Raw genomic sequence first — 19,541 nt, 5'->3', positions numbered from 1 at the left:
TACAATCGATAAAAAATGAATGCAAAATAGGAAAGCAATGACCACGATCAAAACAGCAAGTCACAGCGATGGGGTGTATGAGTCGGTGCGTGCTCACGTTCTTGGCCTGGTGAAAAACATTGATGAACCTGTGCGGGTTCGGGAAGAAGAACTGGCCAAGATGCTCAATGTCAGCCGCACGCCGGTACGGGAAGCACTGCTGCGCTTGGGGCAGGAAGGTATTTTGACCATGGAGCCTCGTCGCGGCGCCTTGCTCTCGCCCTTGACCAAGCAGGACTACATCGAATGGCTGAAGCTGCGTATCGAACTGGAAGCCTTTGCGGCTCGTGAAGCTGCCTTGAATGCCTCGCAGCGGGATGTGGATGCCTTGCGCGCGCTGTTTGCGCCCTTCAATCAAGACAATGTGGAAGAGCGTGTCAGCGAATATGCGGCAGCCAATGTGGAATTCCATGCGGCCATCATGCGTCTGGCTGCAAACAGCTTGCTGGAGAAGGTGTGGAAGTCCTTTGGGCACCGCGACATGCTCAAGACCAAAACCATTGAGCGCTTGAAACGTGCACATGAGTCTTTGGCCGAGCACCTGGCCATGATCGACGCGATTGAAAAACGGGACGCGGCGCTGGCAGATCGTCTGGCGCGTGAGCACGTTCAAGGGCTGCTGACGCAAACCTTGAACAGTTCCAACAACATCCGATAAGGAGGTTTGCTGTCATGAAGTTACTGACCTTTGTAGTCGCAGGGGAAACGCATTTGGGCGGAATGCTGGACGATGATCGGGTGGTAGACCTGACGCAGGCCTGGGGGATGTACGAGCATCCCTTAAGTGCTCGGCAAGCGCCCACTGAAGTCATCGATGCCATTTTTATGGGTGACGAGATCCTGATCAGCCTGCAGCTTTTGATGGAGCAGGCAAGCCAGGCCAAGGCTCCCGTCCATGCCGCTTCAGATCTGTGCTTTCTGGCTCCTGTCCCGAATCCGGCCAAAAACATTTTCTGTGTGGGGCGCAATTACCGTGCCCACATCGTGGAAGGCAATCTGGCACGTGGTCGCGCGGCGGATGATTTCCCCAAAGCACTGGAGTTTTTCAGCAAACCGCCCACTACGGTGGTGGGCCATCAGGCCCTGGTCAGCCGCCATGCGGCCCACACCAAAATGCTGGATTACGAAGTGGAACTGGGCATTGTGATCGGCAAGGAAGGCCGGGACATTCCAGTTGAAGACGCGTTGGACTACGTCTTTGGCTACACGGTGATCAACGATATTACGGCACGCGACCTGCAAGCACTGCATGGCCAGTGGTTCAAGGGCAAGTCTCTGGATGGTACCTGCCCGATTGGGCCGGTAGTGGCACTGAAAACGTCCATCGCAGATCCCAACGCGCTGGATCTTGAATTGGAAGTGAATGGCGAACTGCGCCAATCGGCCAATACGTCGGACATGTTGTTCGATGTGCCCAACATCATCGCCCAGTTGTCGGCGGGCATGACCTTGGAGCCAGGGGACATTATTGCGACAGGCACGCCCTCCGGGGTTGGCTTTGCCATGCAACCTCCACGCTCTTTGGAACCAGGCGATGTCATTAAAGCTCGTATCCCCGCTATAGGCGAGCTGGTCACTACTATTGAGTAAGGTTGACGACTATGCGCTTTAAATTAATCCTGTCAGGCGTGGCTGTATTAAGCGCTTTAACGGCTGTGCCCTCGCTTGCGAGGGCGCAGGAATATCCCACCAAACCCATCACCATCATTGTTCCGTTCCCGGCGGGCGGCACACTGGATAATCTGACCCGCAGTCTGGCGCAGAAAATGTCGGATGACTTCAAACAGCCCGTCATCATCGACAACAAGCCCGGTGCCGGTACGGTGATTGGTACGGAAATCGTGGCCCGCGCTGCGCCGGATGGCTACACCTTGGGGATGGTAGCAAACAGTTTTGCCATCAATCCCAGCCTGTACAACAACCTGCGTTACGACACGGTGAAGGACTTTACGCCGGTTAGTTGGGTGGCCTACACACCGCACCTGCTGGTGGCGAACCCGGATGTGCCGGTCAAGAGCCTGGCGGATGTCATTGCTACAGCGAAATCCAAACCGGGTGAGCTGTCCTTTGCGTCCTTTGGTGCAGGTACATCGCCGCATATTGCAATTGAACGCTTGAAAGCAGAAGCCAAGATTGATGTGCTGCATATTCCGTACAAAGGCCAGGCCCCGGCGTTGAACGATTTGCTGGGCGGTCATGTAGACATGATGTTTGCCAATACGCCCGATGTTTTGCCCCACGTGAAATCCGGCAAGCTGCGTGCAATTGCCCTGGCGAACGATACTCGTCTGGAATCCATCCCCGACGTACCTACTTTCAAAGAAGCAGGCGTGGACAATATGAACTCCAACTCCTGGTATGGCGTGATTGTGCCTTCCGGTACCCCAGCACCGATTGTGGAGAAGCTGAGTGCTGAATTTGTCCGTATTGTGAACCTGCCCGAAATTCGCGAACGCTTGTTGGCCCAAGGACTGGAACCTGCGGGTACGACGTCGGCCGAGTTTGCCGAGTATCTGAAGTCTGAAATGGAAATGGCTGCCAAAGTGGTAAAAGCCTCTGGCGCCAGCGCGCAATAAACCCTTAACGAATACGAAAGAGCCCAGAGAGCTCAAGCTACTAACCAGGAGATGAATATGAACAAAGAAATTATCCGGTCCGACAAAGTGACTCCCCCTCGTGCCCCCTTGTCGCCTGCTGTACGATCCAATGGCTTTGTGTTCGTGTCGGGCCAGCCAGGCTTTTTTGACGATCGCCAGATTGCTGAAAACGACTTCGACGCCCAGATGCATCAGGTCATGGCCAATGTGAAAGCCCTGCTGGAAGAAGCAGGCTCCAGCCTGAACCATATCGTCAAAGCCAATGTGATTCTGAAGAACGCTGGTGACTTTGCTCGCATGAACGAGATCTATCGCACTTACTTCAAGGACGGCGAATACCCGGCCCGCACCACGATTGCTGCGGATATGGGGAACCCCTTGTTCCTGCTGGAAATTGAGTGCATCGCTGCCGTCGCGGAATGATGAAATGAAAAAAGGCCGACATGAAGTCGGCCTTTTTTATTCAGAACGCTCCTTGAGCGGAACGTCGCAAGGTAATCAACCCTGCACCAGTCAAAACCGCAAAGATCGCGCCAGCCGCAAAGGTGCCTTGAAAGCCTATGGTATCCCAGAGCACACCAGCGATGACACTGGCCAGCAGCAGGGCGACGCCGGTCAGCAAATGGAACATGCCAAAGGCAGTGCCACGCAATTCGGCGGGGGCGTTGTCGGCAATCAGGACGTTGAACAGACCTTGAGTAAAGCCCATGTGCAGGCCCCACAGGGTAACCCCCAGGCCCAGGCCAAGCAGACCAGGAACGAAGGCCAGCACCAGATCGGCTGCAATGAGAAGAGCTACGCCGATCAAGAGCAGATCGGTCTTGCGCATGCGATCCGACAGCACACCTGCAGGGTAGGCAGATAAAGAAAAGGCCACGCCCATGACAACCAGGACCGCAGGAGCCCACATGGGCGGCAAACCGCTGGCTTCACCACGCAGGATCAGGAAGGCTTCGCTGAAACGGGCCAGGGTAAAGGCCAGACCGATAGCGACAACCCACCAGTAGCGGGAACCCAAGCGGCCGAGGTCTTCCCGATTCAGAGGCAATTTGCGGGGGCGGGTGTTGGCGGGCAGTTTGGGCTCGCGCACAAAGAACACCAGGATGGCGATGGCTATAAAAGCAGGCAGCACGGCGATCCAGAAGATCAGCTGGTAGTTGTTGGCGGTCCACCACATCAGGCCGATAGCCAGCAAGGGGCCAACAAAAGCACCAATGGTATCCAGGGTCTGACGCAAGCCGTAGGCGGCACCTCGCATTTCCGGCGGGGTCACATCTGCGACCAAGGCATCGCGTGGCGCACCGCGTATGCCTTTGCCGATACGGTCTACAAAGCGGGCACCAACCAGCCAGTCCAGCGAGTTCGCCAGCGGGAAAATGGGTTTGGTCAGGGCTGCCAGGCCATAGCCAATGACTGCCAGCAGTTTGCGCTTTCCAAAACGATCGCTGACCGCGCCGGAAAACACTTTCATGATGGAGGCGGTGGCCTCGGCAATGCCTTCGATAAAGCCGACGGCCAGTACCGATGTGCCCAGGACGGTAACCATGTAAATGGGCAGCAGGGCGTGGATCAGCTCCGAAGAAATATCCATGAACATGGACACAAAACCCAGCGCCCAGACGCTGCGGTGAATTTTGGCTCGAGGCACGTCGGCAGCCGGTGTGAACGCCGGATTAGCGGTTTTCTTCATGAGCGTCGTAGACCATTTGGGCGTACTCATCCAGCCGTGCCTTGCAGTCTTGCAGGCGCTCTTGAGCGACCTGTGCCAGGGGGGCGCCATAAAAATCCAGCTTCTGGATTTTCTCGTACCAGTTTTCCAGCTTTTTCAGGTCGGTTTCTTCTTCGTCCAGCTCGGCGTAGGTGAATTTCTGAATCGAAATTTCCTTGGTGATTTCCACTTCAAAGTCTTTGCAGCGCCCCAGCAGCTCCTGGTATTGCTCATTGCGGTCGTCCGTAAAACGGGCGATGACTTTGTCCTCTTGTGCCTTGTCCAGAGCAATGGTTTCCAGCAAGACGCATTCACCTTCCATGGTGGTGATGTCGTTTTCCAGCACTTTCAGACGGCGCACATGCTCGTCGGTTTTGGGCAGGACGCATACCCCATTTTGCAGATACACCGCACCCAGCGCTTTCAGGCGCCGCCATAAGGCCAGCCGTTTTGCACTGGGTTCAGGGGGAACTTTATAGGTCAGTAACAGCCAGCTCATTGAAGTCATGATCTTGATTTTAAAGTAACGGCCGTTTCATATTAATTGAACTGAATGGATATGAAAAGAAGCCGTCAGGTATGAGCGCTGACCCCGGTTCTTCCTGCTGCCGTCTGAACTGAGGCCGGATTCTGTATCCAAGTGTTTGGTCTTGTATCTCTGCTTGAACAAGAACGGGGCTCTTTATCTTGGGGAAAACCAGTAAAAAATTTCGTGCCAAGCCCGCATGCCGTGTGAGGTTGAACAGTTTTCAGACGGCCTGGTTTGTGGTTTTCTGGCCTTGAAAGGCCGGTCTGCTTGCTACTGGTAGCCGCGGTTTTGCGCTTTCCAAGCCAAGGAGCAATGGCTACCATGACAACACCTATCCACTTTGTTCAGTTTCTTGCACGACCGGTCTCAACCACAAGCAGCGTGCAGACTTCAAGCCCAGGTTTAGGTAAAGCGCTTGTCCCAAGGACAAGCTCTTGTTGGTTATGAAGTCAGTGTGTTCGTTTCCGGTTGTTGCGCGATACAGCGCCGCACTTTCGCGGTGGGAATCAATACGGAGGAATGCAATGAGCAAGCAGAAAGCAGTCCAAACAAGCCAAGGTCCAATCGATGTTGCCGCTATCCGTGCAGCTGCCAAGAAGTTTGTGGACGATGGGGCGGTGGCATCCGGCTACAAGGGCAATCGTGAAGAAATCATTCAGATGCTCAATGAGGCCCTGGCCACCGAGCTGGTCTGTGTGATGCGCTACAAGCGCCACTACTTCACCGCTACCGGCTTGAACAATGAGCCTATCAAAGCCGAGTTTCTGGAACATGCCCAGCAAGAAGCCGAGCATGCCGACCGCATTGCCGAACGTATTGTGCAACTGAACGGCGAGCCGGATTTCAACCCGGCCAATCTGGTCCAGCGTAGCCATGCAGAGTACGACGATAGCGACGATATCAAATCCATGATTCGCGCTAACCTGATTGCCGAGCGTATTGCCATCGAGTCCTATCGTCAGATGATCGAGCGCATTGGCGACACCGACCCGACCACTCGCCAGATGCTGGTTGAAATCATGGCGGTGGAAGAAGAGCACGCCGACGATATGGGCGATCTGCTGGATATCTAAGTAAGTTGCGCAGGCGCTCACAAAAAACCCCGGTATTTTCCGGGGTTTTTTTTTGCCTGAATTCTGAAAAGGAGTACAGTAGCGGCTTTCCTACCTATCGGTAGGTAGCTTTGATTGACGTCGCTATATACGGGGGTGTGAGCGTGTTTGAATTTCTGTTCGTCCGCAGTGTTAAGGGTGTGACATGAGCGAGCTGTCACGTGCCAGAAGCCTGGCCTGGCCCTTGATCTTGTTGCTGGCCTTGTTGACGGCATTGGATGCCATGGCCATTGATATGTATTTGCCGGGCATGCCTGCTATCGCGCAGGAGCTGGGGGCTTCCCCCGGCCGGATTCAGCAAACCTTGTCGGTGTTTCTGGCTGGCCTGGCCTTGGGTCAAGGTATTTACGGCCCTTTGCTGGATCGCTTCGGGCGTCGAGTGCCCTTGCTGCTGGGCGTGGTTATCTTTGTGGTGGGCTCGGTTTTTGGCGCTTTGGCCACATCGGTTGAAGCCTTGTTGGCGGCGCGTTTTATCCAGGCGTTAGGCGCCGCAGCGGGCTTGGTCACACCGCGTGCCATTGTGGCGGACTTGTGCGATGTAAAAGAGTCGGCAAGCATCTTTTCCCTGCTGATGCAGGTGATGATGATTGCACCGATTGTGGCTCCTATTCTGGGCGCCTATCTGTTGAGCCACGCAGATTGGCGCGCCATTTTCTGGATGCTGGCCGCATTAGGGACGATGGGGCTGCTTTGGGGGCTTAAAGCCATACCGGATTCGCTGCCCGTGAGTCAGCGTGTGCCTTTGAATCCAGGCCATATTGTTCGTGCCTATGGTCGTGAGTTGGGTAACAAGGCCTTCATGGCGTATACCGGCTCCGGTGGATTCGCTTTGGCTGCCTTGTTTGTCTACATCAGTGGCTCGGCCTTTGTGTTCACGCAGCATTTTTCCTTGTCGCCTGCCGTATTCAGCTATGTGTTTGCCGGTAACTCGGTGGCGCTGGTTCTGGGTGGGGTCGTCAGCAATTATTTGTTGAAGGCCGGGATGCCCACCTCTCGGGTGCTGGCTTTGGGACTGATTGTTCATACGGCCTCGGCTCTGCTCCTGTATGCGGTGGTGCAAGCGGATGTGGCGGGCCTGATTCTGTATGCCGCCTTGATTGCTGTTTCGGTGGGCTCTTTAGGCATGGTGTTTGGCAATGTGACGGCCTTGACCATGGATGTGGCTGGCCCACAGGCTGGGACGGCTGCGGCCTTGATGGGCATGTTTCATTATCTGATTTCGGCGGTGGTGGGCTATATCGTCAGTCTGGCTGTGCCTGGGCCGCAGGTTTTGCCTGTGGCAATTGGTGGCTGCGGTCTGTTGGCTATTATTCTGTATGTTCTGGCTGGCCGTTGCCGCACGGTGACCCGATCAGTCAGTGAGCTGGGGGTTGTAAAATAGGTAGTTGCTGCGGGCCGCGAAAGCGGCCCTGATCATTGGCCTTTGACTGAGAGCTGTTGGACTGTGAGCAAAACCACGACTGAAAAACTGCAGGATGCCGCGTTGGCGCGCTTTGCTGTTCAGGGCTTTGATGCCACCACCATGAACGAGATTGCCGCTGATGTCGGCATCAAGAAGCCCTCGGTCTACGCCCATTTCCGCAATAAGGACGAGCTGTTCCTGAACCTGATTCCGAAGATTGTGGACGATGAGCTGAACCACGCCCGTCAAGTTCTGCAGGGAGGCGATGACATCAAGGAGCAGTTGCGAGCGTACCTGGAAGGGATACAGGAGCGCTTTGAGCAATCACATCAAGTGCGCTTCTGGATTCGCACCTTGTTTGCGCCGCCTGTGCATTTGTACGATGTGGTGATGCAGCCCATGCATGTGTTCATGGAGGATCTGGAGCGCATCATCCATCAAGCCTTGGCACAGTCCGCTTTGGCCAAATCGGAAACAGGTTTGAGCGTGGAGACCTTGGCCATGACGTACATGGCCTTGATCGACAGTCTGCAAAGCGAGCTTTTGTTTGGTGGTGCACACAAATACCAGCGGCGTCTGGCATCGGTCTGGAGGGTATTTGAGGCGGCTTTGAGAGCAGGCCGCCCGGCCTGATCAGGTTTTCTCGCCGTTCTGGGCGTCCTGATAGGCTTTGGCTGCATTGTGCACGTGTTGGGTGGCCAGCAGGTTGGCCAGATCACCATTACCGGCCACAACCGCATTGAGGATCTGAGAGTGATCTTCCCAGTTCTGGCGGATGCGCTGCAAATTGCTGGGTGCAAATAACAGGGCGGTGCGGTCACGCAGGGAGCGCATGAGTTCGGTCAGAACAATATTGCCCGACATGGTAGCCAGGGTTTCATGAAATTGGCGGTTCAGGGATTTGAGCAAATCCAGATTGCCGGCATCCATGGCTTCATGGCCCTGGCTCAGAATGGTTTGCAGCTTTTCGATATTGGCTGGGTCCCGGCGTTGGGCGGCCAGTTTTGCATTCAATCCCTCGAGCGTGGCGCGCACTTCAGCCATGTTGTAGGCAATCTCGGTCGACAGGATAGCCACTGAGGCCCCACGTCGTGGTTCGATCGTGACCAGACCTTCGGAGGCCAACTCGCGCAGGGCTTCCCGTACCGGAATACGCGAGACGCCCAGTTCGCTAGCCAATTTGCCTTCCACAAGGCGATCTCCCGGATGAAATTCTCCGCTCAAGATGCGCTCGCGCAATTGGTCACGGATAACCGCAAACAATGACGCATGTTGATCGCCCAAGCGACGGCTTTCCGCGCCGGAAAGGGTGTTGGGAAGGCTGAAACTGGGGATATTCATGGTGCGACCTGTGCAATTGGGCAAAAGGGCCAGCCACGATTATACGGTGTGAGGGCGTTTTTCTGAATATGGTATACAGTTTGCGGCCTAAGCATCCTCATCAAACGCTGCGGGCGATCAAGACCACAGCGCTTAGCGAACAAATCCCCAATAGCAGTCTACGCATTAGCGGCATGCTGACTTTATGGCGCCATCGTCCTGATAAGGCGAAGCCCAGCAGCATGAAGGGGTAGAGCACAATGCTGAGCATTGCCTGTTGCCAGGAGAACAGGCCAGCCATCATAAGCAGGATCAAGGACAGGCTCGCACCTAAAAACAGAATAAGACCCAATGAGGCGCGTAGCTGTGCCGGAGCCAGATTTTGCATGGCAATTGCCAGAGCGGGAGCGCCTACCGAGGTCAGGGTTCCCATAATGCCCGAGGCAATGCCCGCCAGGATCATGTTTCGTTTGGAAGGCAGGATGCGCAAGCCCCAGGCACTCAGTGCCACTGCGGCCAGAATGGCCAGGGCAAAACCCAGATTCACCGCCTCTATGGGTAGTTGTGTCATGGCCAGTATGGCAATGATCGATCCGGTGGCACGGCCACCCAGAGCACAGACAACGACATCGGGCACGATATGTTGACGCTCTCGCAAGGCCGCCAGCAAAGAGACGCTGCCACCCAAGGCCAGTAAAGGGCCAGGAACCAACTGCGGAAATATCAAGGCGGCAATCGGCGCGACCAGCATTGCAAACCCAACTCCGCCAACGCCTTGCAGGAAGGCGGCCAACACAACCAGCAAAGCCATGAGCAGCCAGGAGAGCGGGTCCACCAGATCAATCAAAGCCGCCATAGTTTCCTCTTCATTTGTATAAGGTATTCAATCTAAGTGTTTCAAACATAAAACTCTTAGAGTTTTCCCCAGTTTTTGATAGTTTTTTCTGATTCGAAATCATAATTGAAGATAGTATACCGTTTCAGGTGTGCTCGATATTCAGAAAAAAGAGAAGGAAAGGGGGATACATGCAAAGCGACGTGGTGCTCAGTGCGGCGCACTGGGCTTATTTGATCAGCGTTCTGGTCATCATCATTACGATGATTTTTCGGGCCAATGTGGTGGTGCCATCGGTTATTGGCACCTTGGCGGTCGTCACCGCCATGACTGGCAGCCCTATCCAAGGCTTCATCAGTATTTTTTCGGCCAGCTTTGTGGCGGCCCAGGAACTGTTCAATATTTTCCTGGTAATCACGTTCATGACTGCCTTGCTGAATTCGTTAAAGAGGCTGGAGGCCGATGTGAAGATGGTGGCCCCCTTCCGCAAGGTCATGGTCAATAGTGCCTCGTCCTTTCTGATGATTGCGGCGGCTACCTACTTTATTTCCCTGTTCTTCTGGCCCACACCCGCTGTACCTCTGGTGTCGGCCATTTTGCTGCCGGCGGCGATTGCGGCTGGTTTGCCTCCTCTGGTCGGGGCGATGGCTATTGCTATCTGTGGGCAGGGCATGGCGCTATCGTCGGACTACATCATTGGGGTTGCTCCTGGCATCAGCGCCAAGGCAGCGGGTGTCGGAGCCGATGTTGCCGTGCTGGCGGATCGTGCGCTGGTGCTTTCCTGGATTACCGGTGGCGTTGCGCTGACGTTGACATTTTTGCTGATGCGCCGCTATTTCAGACCGGCAGATAGCCGTTTGCTGGATGCCTGGATGCGTCAGGCGCCCGATAGCACCCTGGATGAAGTGGAATCTCAAGGCACGTATGACAAGGCCGAGATTGCTCGTGGCACGGCGGGTAATGAACACACGGTGCATCCCGGCCTGAGCCCCAAGGAAGAGCGCTATTCGCGCATTCTGGCCTGGATTACGCCACTGGCGTTTCTGGCGGTGATTGGCATCATGCTGTTGCCCCGCTTTATCCCGTCCTTGCCAGTCCTGCGTGGTGGCGACGCCGCCGGATTAGTGGGGGGCGTGGCCTTTGTGTTGATGATGATTGCTACCTGTATGGCAGAAGGGCCGCGGCGCATGCTGGACACCTGCCCGGATCATATGACTGATGGTTTTGTATTCGCCTTTCGCGCCATGGGTTCGGTGCTGCCCATTGCCGGTTTCTTCTTCCTGGGCGCCAGTGAAGCAACGTCGGCCATTTTAGGCACTCCACTGGAAAAAACGCCCAGTCTGCTGTTCGAGTTGATCTCGGCGGGGCAGCATCTGATCCCGGACAATCATTTTCTGGTGGCTTTTGGTGTTCTGTTGGTGGGCATGATCTCGGGCATTGATGGCTCGGGCTTCTCGGGTCTGCCATTGACAGGGACCCTGGCCTCGGCCTTGAGCCCGGTATCCGGGCTGGAAGTTGAAACCCTGGCTGCGGTAGGACAGATCGGTGCTATCTGGACGGGCGGTGGCACTCTGATTGCCTGGTCTTCATTGATTGCCGTGGCGGGCTTTGCCCGAGTGCATGTTCTGGATCTGGTGCGAGCCCTGACGGTTCCTGTGCTGGCGGGGATGGCCCTGTCAACTATTTGCGCTGTGCTGGTGTTCGGATGAGCGATATGGGTACGACAGCCTATCGCGCCGGTGAAAAACAGGGCTTGGGGAAACATTGGGCCGTTGCTGCCGGGCACCCCTTGGCGGTGCGGGCCGCGCAGGCCATGCTGGAACTCAAGGGTAGTGCAGTGGATGCGGCTATTGCTGCCGATGCCGTCATGGGTGTCGTTGAGCCTATGGCGACAGGCATTGGTGGCGATCTGTTGGCCATGATTGCACCTCCCGATAGTACGCCAGTGGCTTATAACGGCAGCGGCGCGGCACCCCTGTTATTGAAGGCTGAGCATGTCCAGGCTTTGCCCGGGGGACGGATTCCGGAGCGTCATGTGTTGTCCATTACCACGCCTGGTTTGGTGCGAGGGTGGTGGGATATGCACCAGCGCTATGGCCGTCTGGACTGGGCCCGCTTGTTTCAGCCTGCCATTCAGGCAGCGCGGGAAGGTTTTGCGGTAGCGCCGGTGGCGGCGCGTGAATGGCAAATCTTTGATTTTGTGCTGCATCGCGATCCCGTGTGTGCCGCCCTTTATAGGGCGGGCAAGCCGCCCAGGGCAGGGGAGCAATACCTGAACCCTGAACTGGCAGCTGTCTTGCAGGACATCGCCACGCAAGGCCCCGATGCCTTCTATCTGGGACGCCCCGCGCAGCAGGCAGAGCAGGCGATGGAGCAGGTACAGGGGCTGTTGAGGACTGAGGACTTTCGCCGCCATAAAGGGTTCTTTTGCGAGCCTGTCAGTGCATCGCTGGGAGAGTTCAGCCTTTATGAATGCCCTCCCAACACGCATGGGGTGGCGGTCCTGGACGCCGTGCAAAGTGCCTGGAAACGCCCTGTTGACCAGGATGCGGCGGAGCTGGAACTGGTCAAGGCGACCGAAGCGGCGATGGCTCAGGCTTCACGGGTTGTCTGTGATCCGGCAGGCAATACGGTCTGTACGGTTGTGGTCGATGCAGACGGATTGGCGGTCACGTTCATGTCCAGCATTTTTAAACGATTCGGCTCTGCGTATGCCGTACCCGGCTGTGGATTTGTGCTGCAAAACCGGGGTTTCGGTTTTTCCGAGCCTGGGCATGTGAATGGCCCTGGGCCGGGAAAACGCCCTTATCACACGGTTGTTCCGTCTTTGGCCTTGAAGTCGGGTCAGTTCCATATGGGGCTGGGTGTGGTGGGTGGTTTGATGCAACCCCAAGGCCAGATACAGATATGGACTCGTGTGCTGCGTGATGGCTGGCCTTTGGAGAAAGCCTTGTTCGCACCGCGCTGGCGTCTGGAGGGAGCTGGCCGCCTAGCCCTGGAAGACGGTTTTGATGCAAGCCGGGCGGCCTTCCTGCGTGAACACGGGTATGTGCCACCCGATAAAGGCGTAGGTGAGCTTGCTGGTCGCAGCGATTTTGGCGGCGCTCAAGCTGTTGAGCGCTTGGGGGACGGCCGTTTGCAGGCTGTTTCTGACCCACGCAAAGATGGTTGCGTGGCGCTGGATTGATAATCGGGCAGGGTTATTCCCTACTTTTTAAAATAGTAGACGGTATACAATATACTTAAATAGTCCAAACCTCATCTTTCGTCGGCTGCTGTCAGGGCGACGTCTTTCAACAAGGAAACAGTCATGGAAAAACTGCTGAATCGCGATGAATTTCGCACCGCATTGGAAACCGCCATTAAAGGGAAAAGTGCCAATACTTCCCCTTTCAGCATTGCCTGGGCCAGCGGCAAGCTAAGCCGTGAGCATCTGGCTCGCTGGGCCGAAAACCACTACCACTATGTCGGCCCTTTTGCTGATTACCTGGGTTATCTGTATGCCCGCACCCCCGCCGAATACGTAGAAGCCAAAGACTTCTTGCTGGCCAATATGTATGAAGAGGAAATTGGGGGTGACCGTCACACAGACCTGTTGATCCGCTTTGGCGAAGCGTGTGGCACGACACGGGCTCGGATCGAAGATCCTGACAATATGAATGCCACCACCCGTGCCTTGCAGGCCTGGTGTTACGCCATTGCCATGCGTGAAGACCCCGTTGTTGCCGTCGCAGGGCTGGTCGTGGGCCTGGAGTCTCAGGTTCCCTCCATTTACCGCAAGCAGACACCAACCCTGCGCGAAAAATACGGTTTCACCGATGAAGAAGTGGAATTTTTCGATCTGCATATCGTGTCCGACGAGATTCATGGCGAGCGCGGCTACCAGATCGTTCTTGAGCATGCCAATACCGTAGAGCTGCAACAGCGTTGCCTGCGTATCTGCGAAATTGGTGCCGAGATGCGTCTACTGTATACCACCGCCTTGTATAACGATTACGTCAAAGACGAAATCAGCCTGCAAGAACTGCAGCTGGAAGCAGCCTGAGCCAGACAGCCGAGCGGGCAGATGGGCTGCCCGCCGACCTAGAAACAAGGAAGTACAGCGGTGGACAATCTCAAGGACGTCGTTTTCGACAATTACATTGATGGGCAGTGGCTGCCCAGCCAGAGCGGGCGTACGCAGCCTAATCTGAATCCGGCCGATCGTGACGATGTAGTGGGGGCTTTCCCACTGTCCACGGCTGAGGACGCAAAGGCAGCCGTTGCTGCTGCTCAGGCTGCCTTTGCAGGCTGGCGAGCTACGCCTATCTCCGCTCGGGCTCGTGTGCTGAATGCGGCTGCAGCCTGGCTTGATGCCAATGTGGACCGTATCGCTCAGGGTCTGACGCGAGAAGAGGGCAAAACGCTGGCGCAAAGCAAGATGGAAGTCGGGCGCTCGGCCCAGACCCTGCGTTTTTATGCGGTTGAAGGCCAGACCTATACCGGCGAGACATTCCCCCAGGATGATGCGCAGCAACTGGTGTACACCCAGCGTGAACCATTGGGCGTGGTGTCTGTGATTGCGCCCTGGAATTTCCCTATCTCCATCCCGGCACGCAAAATTGCCCCCGCCTTGATCACCGGTAATACCGTCGTGTTCAAACCTTCATCCGACACACCTTTGACGGGCTATTACCTGTGCGAAGCCTTTGCGCAAGCCGGGATTCCGGCGGGTGTGCTGAATCTGGTGCATGGCAGGGCCAGTGAAGTGGGGCCCACGCTGGTGCAATCCCCTCAGGTACGTGCTATTTCGTTTACTGGTTCGACCCAGGCGGGTGAAGACATTTGTCGTCAGGCCCGCATGAGCACCCGGACCCAAATGGAACTGGGTGGCAAAAATCCCTTGATTGTCATGGAAGACGCCGACCTGGATCTGGCCGTCAAGCTGGTGGTTCAAGGCGGGTTTTCCTTGAGCGGTCAGGCCTGCACGGGAACCAGCCGTGTGCTCGTGCATCGTCAGGTCAAAGAAGAATTCACGCGGCGCCTGGTAGAGAAAGTCAGCGCTTTGAGCGTGGGTAATGGTTTGAATGGCAATCCCGATCTGGGGCCTATTGCCACTGAAAGCCAGTTGGAAAGCATTCTGGAATATGTGGCCATCGGCAAGCAGGAAGCCACTCATTTACTGGGCGGCGAACGTTTGACCGAAGGTGACTACGCACGGGGCCTGTTCATGCGTCCGGCTTTGTTCACAGACGTGACTCAGCAAATGCGTATTGCCCGCGAAGAGATCTTTGGTCCGGTGATTGCCTTGCTGGAAATCGATTCCTACGAGCAGGCGCTGGCCATGGCCAATGACACCGAATACGGCTTGTCGGCCGCCATTGTGACGCGCAGTGCCGACTATGCGCATCGCTTTGCCAACGACATTGAAGCCGGGACAGTCAAGATCAATCGCACCACAACCGGCAACTTGATCAATGCTCCTTTTGGTGGACTGAAACAGTCCAGCACATCCACTTTCCGCGAGTCGGGCCGGGCGGGCCTGGAGTTCTATACCCAGATCAAGACCGTGTATCGCGGTATCTGAGTTTTATTAACCCGAAATACAGAGAAGACATATGAAAAAGATCCTACGTCTCGAACAGCGCGAAGCGCGCTTGATGGTGGACGCGGCGATTGCCAAATCCAAGGAGATTGGCGTGCTGGAGACCGTTTGCGTGGTTGACGAAGGGGGCTACCCCATCGTGATGGAACGCATGGATGGGGCACGTATTACCGGCGCCCAGATTGCCTGGAACAAGGCGTTTACCGCTGCAGGCCACAAGCGCTCCACCCATTTGTTCACCACCCCGCCCAATGGCCCCGCCTTGCCGGGTAACGAAGCCTTCGGGATTCAGTTGAGCTTTGAAGGGCGTTTTGCTGCTTTTGTAGGCGGCTATCCCATTGTGGTCAATGGTGAAGTCATTGGCGGCATAGGCCTGAGCGGTGGTAACGGCGAGCAGGATACGGCAGCCGGTGTTGCCGGCCTGCAGGCGCTGGCCGAGGCCTTGAAGGCAGAGGGTCTGGACGTGCTGGTTCAGGCGGACATCAAGAAATAGTGGCATCAGGAGGACGGGTCATGGCCCATCGTGTCGATATCAAGGAAACCGGCGAGCAGTTTTGGGTAGAACCGCAAGAGACCATCTTGCAGGCCGCCCAGCGCCAAGGCGTGCGCATTTATAGCGACTGCGAGTTTGGTGGCTGCGGGACCTGCCGCATTCAGGTCACCCGTGGGAAGGTTTGTTATGAGGATGACTGCCTGCCCATGAGCATTGCCGACGAGGAGCACGAACAGGGCCATGCCGCCGCCTGCCAGGCACGGCTCGATGCCGATATTGAAATCAGTCTGGCCGCGCACCGTGATGACTTGCCTGAAACCCGGCAAGTCCGGGCGCAGGTTCACAGCGTGGAAAGGGCATGTCAGGGGATCTGGCGTCTGATTTTACAGTTGCCGCAGGACGTGCAAGTGTCGTTCCGTCCAGGTCAGTATCTGAACATCTTGTTCGAGGACGGGCGTGCACGCAGTTTTTCCATGGCCAATGCCGATGCCGCACAGGGGCGCATTGAATTGCATGTGCGGGAAGTGGAGGGTGGGCGTTTCACCCAGGTATGTTTGCCGACCCTGAAAGCCGGCGACGAGCTGCTGCTGGAGCTGCCCTTGGGCGTGTTCTATTGGCGTGAGCGCGACTGGCGACCCATGGTCATGGTGGCAACCGGAACTGGCATTGCCCCCATCAAGGCGATTCTGGAGTCCTTGCTGGATAAGGATGATTGCCCGCCTGTCAGCCTGTATTGGGGAATGAATCGGCCCGAAGACCTGTATCTGGCCCAGGAGATCGAATCTTGGACTGAGCGCTTATGCGAGTTCCGTTTTGTCCCTGTGCTCTCCCATGCTGACGAGAGTTGGCAAGGCGCGCGCGGCTATGTGCAGCAACAGGTGTGTCGGGATGAACCTGACCTGTCAGAGCATGCCATTTACTTGTGTGGCTCGCCCGCGATGATTGAGCAGGCCCGTGGTTTGTTCAAGGAGCATGGCGCCAATGAGCAGTTCATGTATGCCGACGCCTTCAACTTCCAGTCTGATCCCAGCTCCGCAGAGCCTTCTCTTGTCTAGGCTTGGTGGGAGAGTTGATCCTGGCCGGCTTCGGGGTCGCGTTTCTTGCGGCAGCCAAACAGTTCCGTCAGTGAAGGCAGATTGATGAGCGGGATACGACGGCGCAGATGCTTGCGCTGGGCCAAGTGTGGCAGCAACTGCTCGCCGACGGGACGCTGCAGATAGCGAAGTTCGACGGGGGTTTTCATGATGATCTCGTTAATGGGTTTGAATTGAATTAAGTATACCGCAATAGGGGTTTCTACTCAAATTGATGGATGTTTGTGTCTAAAAACAAGAAAAACTGTTGCTTGAAGGTTGCGGTTTTTATCTTGGTATACCGTTCTTGGTTTTTTCAGGCGGTCAGGGCTCGCAATCCGGTCGCATTATTGGCAGCCAGCAGGAGGTTTCATGCCAACCATTACTTTTCATAAAAACGGCCAGACGCATGTGGGTGAAGTGCAGGAGAACACCAATCTGGTGGTCCGGGCGGGTATCAAGCAATTTCCCTTTCCGCATTTGACCTACGGTTGTGGCATGGGCAAGTGCGCTAAATGTGCCTGCCGTGTTCTGGAGGGGGGCGAGCATCTGCCAGCGGCCAACTGGAAAGAGAAAAAACAATTGGGCGAGCGACTCGATCAGGGCTGGCGGCTGGCCTGTCAGCTATGGATTAATCAGGACATCGTTCTGGAGCAAGCTGAAACACAGGAGGTGCAGTGATGTATGTGGTGCTGACCAGCAAGCCAGGGGAATACCGCACGGAACCGGGCGTGGGCGTGGAGATGGTGGCGGCCTATGAATACCATTTTCAGGGTCGTTTCAAGGCGGTGTTTGCCATTGCGCGTATTCAGGAAGGCTCGCGCGTTCGCATTGTGGAAGAGACGCCAAATGGCACGATCAATGACATCCCTACCCGGCAAATGGAAAAGTTTGCAACAGTCGAACAGGCTTATGAAGAACTGGCCGGATTGACGCACTTTGGCAGCATACAAGCCGAATTGCGTCAGTGTGAGCTTGACGGTCCCCAGGCAGGGGCACAGACCCCGGCACAGCAGCAATCCTGAGGTAGCAGAATATGGTTCAGATTACATTTGCGTCGAATAATGATTTGGTGGTGTCTGCCGCCGAGAACAGTAACTTGCTGCGGGTTTCCATCCGCGAGCGCGGTGGCATCCCGTTCAAGTGCGGGGGCGGGATCTGCGGCACCTGCAAATGCCGAATTACGGAAGGGCTGAGCAATACGGACGAGGTCAAGGCCAAGGAACACAAGCATTTGTCCGAGCAGGATCTGGCAGAGGGTTTTCGTATGGCGTGCCAGACCTTTGTTCGTGGTGACGTTACGGTGAGCTGGTAAAAGGAGCGGCCATGCTGCATTTGACCGATCAGCAATTACACGAGCTGCTTGATGCGCCTGCCGTACAAGAGGTGCTGGAGCAGGCTTTCATCGAGTTTGGACAGGGTCAGGCAGCCCAGCAGCGTCGTGTGCGCACGCAGGTGGACGATACCCGCTTGTCGACCTTGGGCGCGGTCATTCCAGGCCAGCAAGTGGCGGGTGCCAAGATTTATACGACCGTGCATGGCGCATTCAATTTTGTCATTGTGCTGTTTGATGCACTGAACGGACAGGCTTTGGCCACCTTGGATGCCGGCGCGATTACGCAATGGCGTACCGCAGCCTGCTCGGTGCTGGCAGCACAGCGTGGCGCCAACCCCCATTCGCAAACCTTGGGAGTGCTGGGTCTGGGTGCCCAGGGGATGGCGCATGCTCTGCAGTTGTGCCAGACCTTTGACTTGCAGCGTGTGCTGGTGTGGAGCCCGAATGTTGATGAGAAGCGCTGCCACCAGCTGGAGCTGGAGTGTGGTGTGCCTGTGCGAGCCGCCCGAGCGGAAGAGATCGCCGCACAGGCGGATATTCTGGTCACGGCCAGCCGCAGTCGCGATCCCTTGTTTGATGGACGCAGCCTGAAGCCAGGCTGCTTTGTCGCGGCCGTTGGCTCCAGTTTGCCAACGGCGCGGGAATTGGATGATGCCTGCCTGCAGCGGGCAGGCAAGATTGTGGTGGAGTGGGGTGAGCAGACTCTCGCGGAGGCGGGGGACCTGATTCTGGCCGCGCCCGATTGCGGCGTTTCGGACAAGTTGTGCGAGTTAAGCGATTGGTTGCAATTAGACCGGGGACAAGGCTACGACGCACAGGGAATTTGCGTGTATAAATCAGTGGGTGTGGCGATTGAAGATATTGCCGTTGCTGGATTGGCGTATCGTCGTCATCAGCTTGGCAAGACAGCGCAGGAGGCGCTTGCTGCACACTGAAAAACGACAATAATTCAAGCATGTTGGGGGTAGGCAATGGGGATGGCAGGCTTTTCTTCTTTAGGCGAATTCAAGCAGGCACTGACCCGGGACTACAACCGCATCAACAGCAGTATTTTTGCATCAGGTGTCGTGACGCTGAAGATTGATGTGCTGGAGGATCGGATCAGCATGTTGGCGGTTCATAAACGCCAGCCTGCCTTGCAGACGCTGAGCCGTGAAAATGCACATATTGCTGATCTGGCGGATCTGTATCTGATCAAGGCCTTCAAAAAGGAGATGAAGCAGGTTTTGGTGGACGAATATGGCCTGGATGTAGTGGCCATATTCAAGGACTACGACGCCGCGGCGCAATTGTCTTCCACCATGGTGTTGTTGCAAAAAGGAGTGTGAATGCAGTGGCATTGGTGAGAACCGTTGCCCTGAATTCCGAACCGATAAAAAGAAGCTGACTGGTAGACAGTCTTGTTGTCCTTCCGTCCGAAGTGGATTGCCGGATGTGCAATTTGCTCTGGAGCCAAGCCCAGGCCCTGACAGGTCCACTTGGGGAAGTTGCCGACAGGAAGTGCTCGCATACC

Annotated in this window: 23 protein-coding genes; 18 read left to right on the top strand and 5 right to left on the bottom strand. The window is 56.0% G+C overall.

The window, feature by feature from the left end; genetic code table 11:
- The first annotated feature begins 37 nt into the window (after positions 1–37).
- From U2949_RS09025 to U2949_RS09010, 4 genes are read left to right on the top strand one after another with little or no spacing between them, the layout of a single operon-like run.
- Positions 38–697: a GntR family transcriptional regulator gene (locus U2949_RS09025; RefSeq protein WP_009461966.1), complete on the top strand. Its 660-nt coding sequence runs from the start codon at positions 38–40 to the stop codon at positions 695–697.
- 14 nt (positions 698–711) lie between these two features.
- Entirely contained in the window at positions 712–1,629 is a 918-nt protein-coding gene (locus U2949_RS09020; RefSeq protein WP_321287259.1) for a fumarylacetoacetate hydrolase family protein, read from the top strand.
- Between the two features lie 11 nt (positions 1,630–1,640).
- A complete protein-coding gene (locus U2949_RS09015; protein ID WP_321287257.1) occupies positions 1,641–2,615 on the top strand; it encodes a Bug family tripartite tricarboxylate transporter substrate binding protein in 975 nt (324 codons plus the stop codon).
- A 57-nt stretch (positions 2,616–2,672) separates the two neighbouring features.
- A complete protein-coding gene (locus U2949_RS09010) occupies positions 2,673–3,059 on the top strand; it encodes a RidA family protein (RefSeq protein WP_026483523.1) in 387 nt (128 codons plus the stop codon).
- A gap of 40 nt (positions 3,060–3,099) precedes the next feature.
- Here U2949_RS09010 and U2949_RS09005 read toward each other — a convergent pair whose 3' ends face one another.
- Entirely contained in the window at positions 3,100–4,356 is a 1,257-nt protein-coding gene (locus U2949_RS09005; protein ID WP_407654174.1) for an MFS transporter, read from the bottom strand.
- The gene (locus U2949_RS09000) at positions 4,310–4,843 is read right to left on the bottom strand and encodes a Chromate resistance protein ChrB (protein WP_080655504.1); all 534 of its coding nucleotides are present in this window, start codon (positions 4,841–4,843) and stop codon (positions 4,310–4,312) included. The genes U2949_RS09005 and U2949_RS09000 overlap by 47 nt, the downstream gene beginning before the upstream one ends.
- Before the next feature lie 554 nt (positions 4,844–5,397).
- On the opposite strand from U2949_RS09000, the gene U2949_RS08995 reads away from it, so the two are divergent.
- From U2949_RS08995 to U2949_RS08985, 3 genes are all read left to right on the top strand, one after another.
- Positions 5,398–5,946: a ferritin-like domain-containing protein gene (locus tag U2949_RS08995; protein ID WP_026483526.1), complete on the top strand. Its 549-nt coding sequence runs from the start codon at positions 5,398–5,400 to the stop codon at positions 5,944–5,946.
- Positions 5,947–6,130: 184 nt separating this feature from the next.
- Positions 6,131–7,366, top strand: a complete 1,236-nt coding sequence (locus U2949_RS08990) for a multidrug effflux MFS transporter (RefSeq protein WP_026483527.1) — start codon at positions 6,131–6,133, stop codon at positions 7,364–7,366.
- A 63-nt stretch (positions 7,367–7,429) separates the two neighbouring features.
- Positions 7,430–8,020: a TetR/AcrR family transcriptional regulator gene (locus tag U2949_RS08985; RefSeq protein ID WP_026483528.1), complete on the top strand. Its 591-nt coding sequence runs from the start codon at positions 7,430–7,432 to the stop codon at positions 8,018–8,020.
- On the opposite strand, the gene U2949_RS08980 is transcribed toward U2949_RS08985, so the two are convergent.
- Both U2949_RS08980 and U2949_RS08975 read right to left on the bottom strand, forming a co-directional pair.
- The gene (locus U2949_RS08980) at positions 8,021–8,728 is read right to left on the bottom strand and encodes a GntR family transcriptional regulator (protein WP_009461948.1); all 708 of its coding nucleotides are present in this window, start codon (positions 8,726–8,728) and stop codon (positions 8,021–8,023) included. It lies immediately after the preceding gene.
- Between the two features lie 100 nt (positions 8,729–8,828).
- Complete coding sequence (locus U2949_RS08975) at positions 8,829–9,563, bottom strand: sulfite exporter TauE/SafE family protein (RefSeq protein WP_026483530.1); 735 nt, start codon at positions 9,561–9,563, stop codon at positions 8,829–8,831.
- 170 nt (positions 9,564–9,733) lie between these two features.
- Between U2949_RS08975 and U2949_RS08970 the strand changes: the two genes are divergently transcribed.
- From U2949_RS08970 to U2949_RS08945, 6 genes are all read left to right on the top strand, one after another.
- Positions 9,734–11,251 (top strand): hypothetical protein, encoded by a 1,518-nt coding sequence (locus tag U2949_RS08970; RefSeq protein WP_321287251.1) that lies wholly within the window; start codon positions 9,734–9,736, stop codon positions 11,249–11,251.
- A complete protein-coding gene (locus U2949_RS08965) occupies positions 11,248–12,729 on the top strand; it encodes a gamma-glutamyltransferase family protein (RefSeq protein WP_026483532.1) in 1,482 nt (493 codons plus the stop codon). Before U2949_RS08970 ends, U2949_RS08965 begins: the two co-directional genes overlap by 4 nt.
- Before the next feature lie 123 nt (positions 12,730–12,852).
- Positions 12,853–13,587, top strand: coding sequence for a TenA family transcriptional regulator (locus tag U2949_RS08960; RefSeq protein ID WP_026483533.1), 735 nt, complete (start codon positions 12,853–12,855; stop codon positions 13,585–13,587).
- 60 nt (positions 13,588–13,647) lie between these two features.
- Positions 13,648–15,108, top strand: a complete 1,461-nt coding sequence (locus U2949_RS08955) for an aldehyde dehydrogenase family protein (RefSeq protein ID WP_026483534.1) — start codon at positions 13,648–13,650, stop codon at positions 15,106–15,108.
- A gap of 31 nt (positions 15,109–15,139) precedes the next feature.
- Positions 15,140–15,619 (top strand): GlcG/HbpS family heme-binding protein, encoded by a 480-nt coding sequence (locus U2949_RS08950; protein WP_022983673.1) that lies wholly within the window; start codon positions 15,140–15,142, stop codon positions 15,617–15,619.
- Between the two features lie 20 nt (positions 15,620–15,639).
- Complete coding sequence (locus U2949_RS08945) at positions 15,640–16,674, top strand: 2Fe-2S iron-sulfur cluster-binding protein (RefSeq protein ID WP_257722872.1); 1,035 nt, start codon at positions 15,640–15,642, stop codon at positions 16,672–16,674.
- Here U2949_RS08945 and U2949_RS08940 read toward each other — a convergent pair.
- Positions 16,671–16,862: a hypothetical protein gene (locus U2949_RS08940; RefSeq protein ID WP_026483536.1), complete on the bottom strand. Its 192-nt coding sequence runs from the start codon at positions 16,860–16,862 to the stop codon at positions 16,671–16,673. The genes U2949_RS08945 and U2949_RS08940 overlap by 4 nt on opposite strands.
- A gap of 202 nt (positions 16,863–17,064) precedes the next feature.
- Here U2949_RS08940 and U2949_RS08935 point away from each other — a divergent pair, with 202 nt between their 5' ends.
- From U2949_RS08935 to U2949_RS08915, 5 genes are read left to right on the top strand one after another with little or no spacing between them, the layout of a single operon-like run.
- Complete coding sequence (locus U2949_RS08935) at positions 17,065–17,373, top strand: 2Fe-2S iron-sulfur cluster-binding protein (RefSeq protein ID WP_009457376.1); 309 nt, start codon at positions 17,065–17,067, stop codon at positions 17,371–17,373.
- Positions 17,373–17,717 (top strand): hypothetical protein, encoded by a 345-nt coding sequence (locus tag U2949_RS08930; protein ID WP_026483538.1) that lies wholly within the window; start codon positions 17,373–17,375, stop codon positions 17,715–17,717. Before U2949_RS08935 ends, U2949_RS08930 begins: the two co-directional genes overlap by 1 nt.
- Positions 17,718–17,728: 11 nt before the next feature.
- Positions 17,729–18,007, top strand: coding sequence for a 2Fe-2S iron-sulfur cluster-binding protein (locus tag U2949_RS08925; protein ID WP_009457378.1), 279 nt, complete (start codon positions 17,729–17,731; stop codon positions 18,005–18,007).
- 11 nt (positions 18,008–18,018) lie between these two features.
- Entirely contained in the window at positions 18,019–18,963 is a 945-nt protein-coding gene (locus tag U2949_RS08920; RefSeq protein WP_321287246.1) for an ornithine cyclodeaminase family protein, read from the top strand.
- 42 nt (positions 18,964–19,005) lie between these two features.
- Positions 19,006–19,356: a hypothetical protein gene (locus U2949_RS08915; RefSeq protein ID WP_035269656.1), complete on the top strand. Its 351-nt coding sequence runs from the start codon at positions 19,006–19,008 to the stop codon at positions 19,354–19,356.
- Positions 19,357–19,541 lie beyond the last annotated feature (185 nt).

It is taken from the genome of Alcaligenes phenolicus, assembly GCF_032063905.1.
GTDB lineage: Bacteria > Pseudomonadota > Gammaproteobacteria > Burkholderiales > Burkholderiaceae_B > Alcaligenes > Alcaligenes phenolicus.
This window is presented reverse-complemented; position numbering and strand designations above follow the sequence as displayed.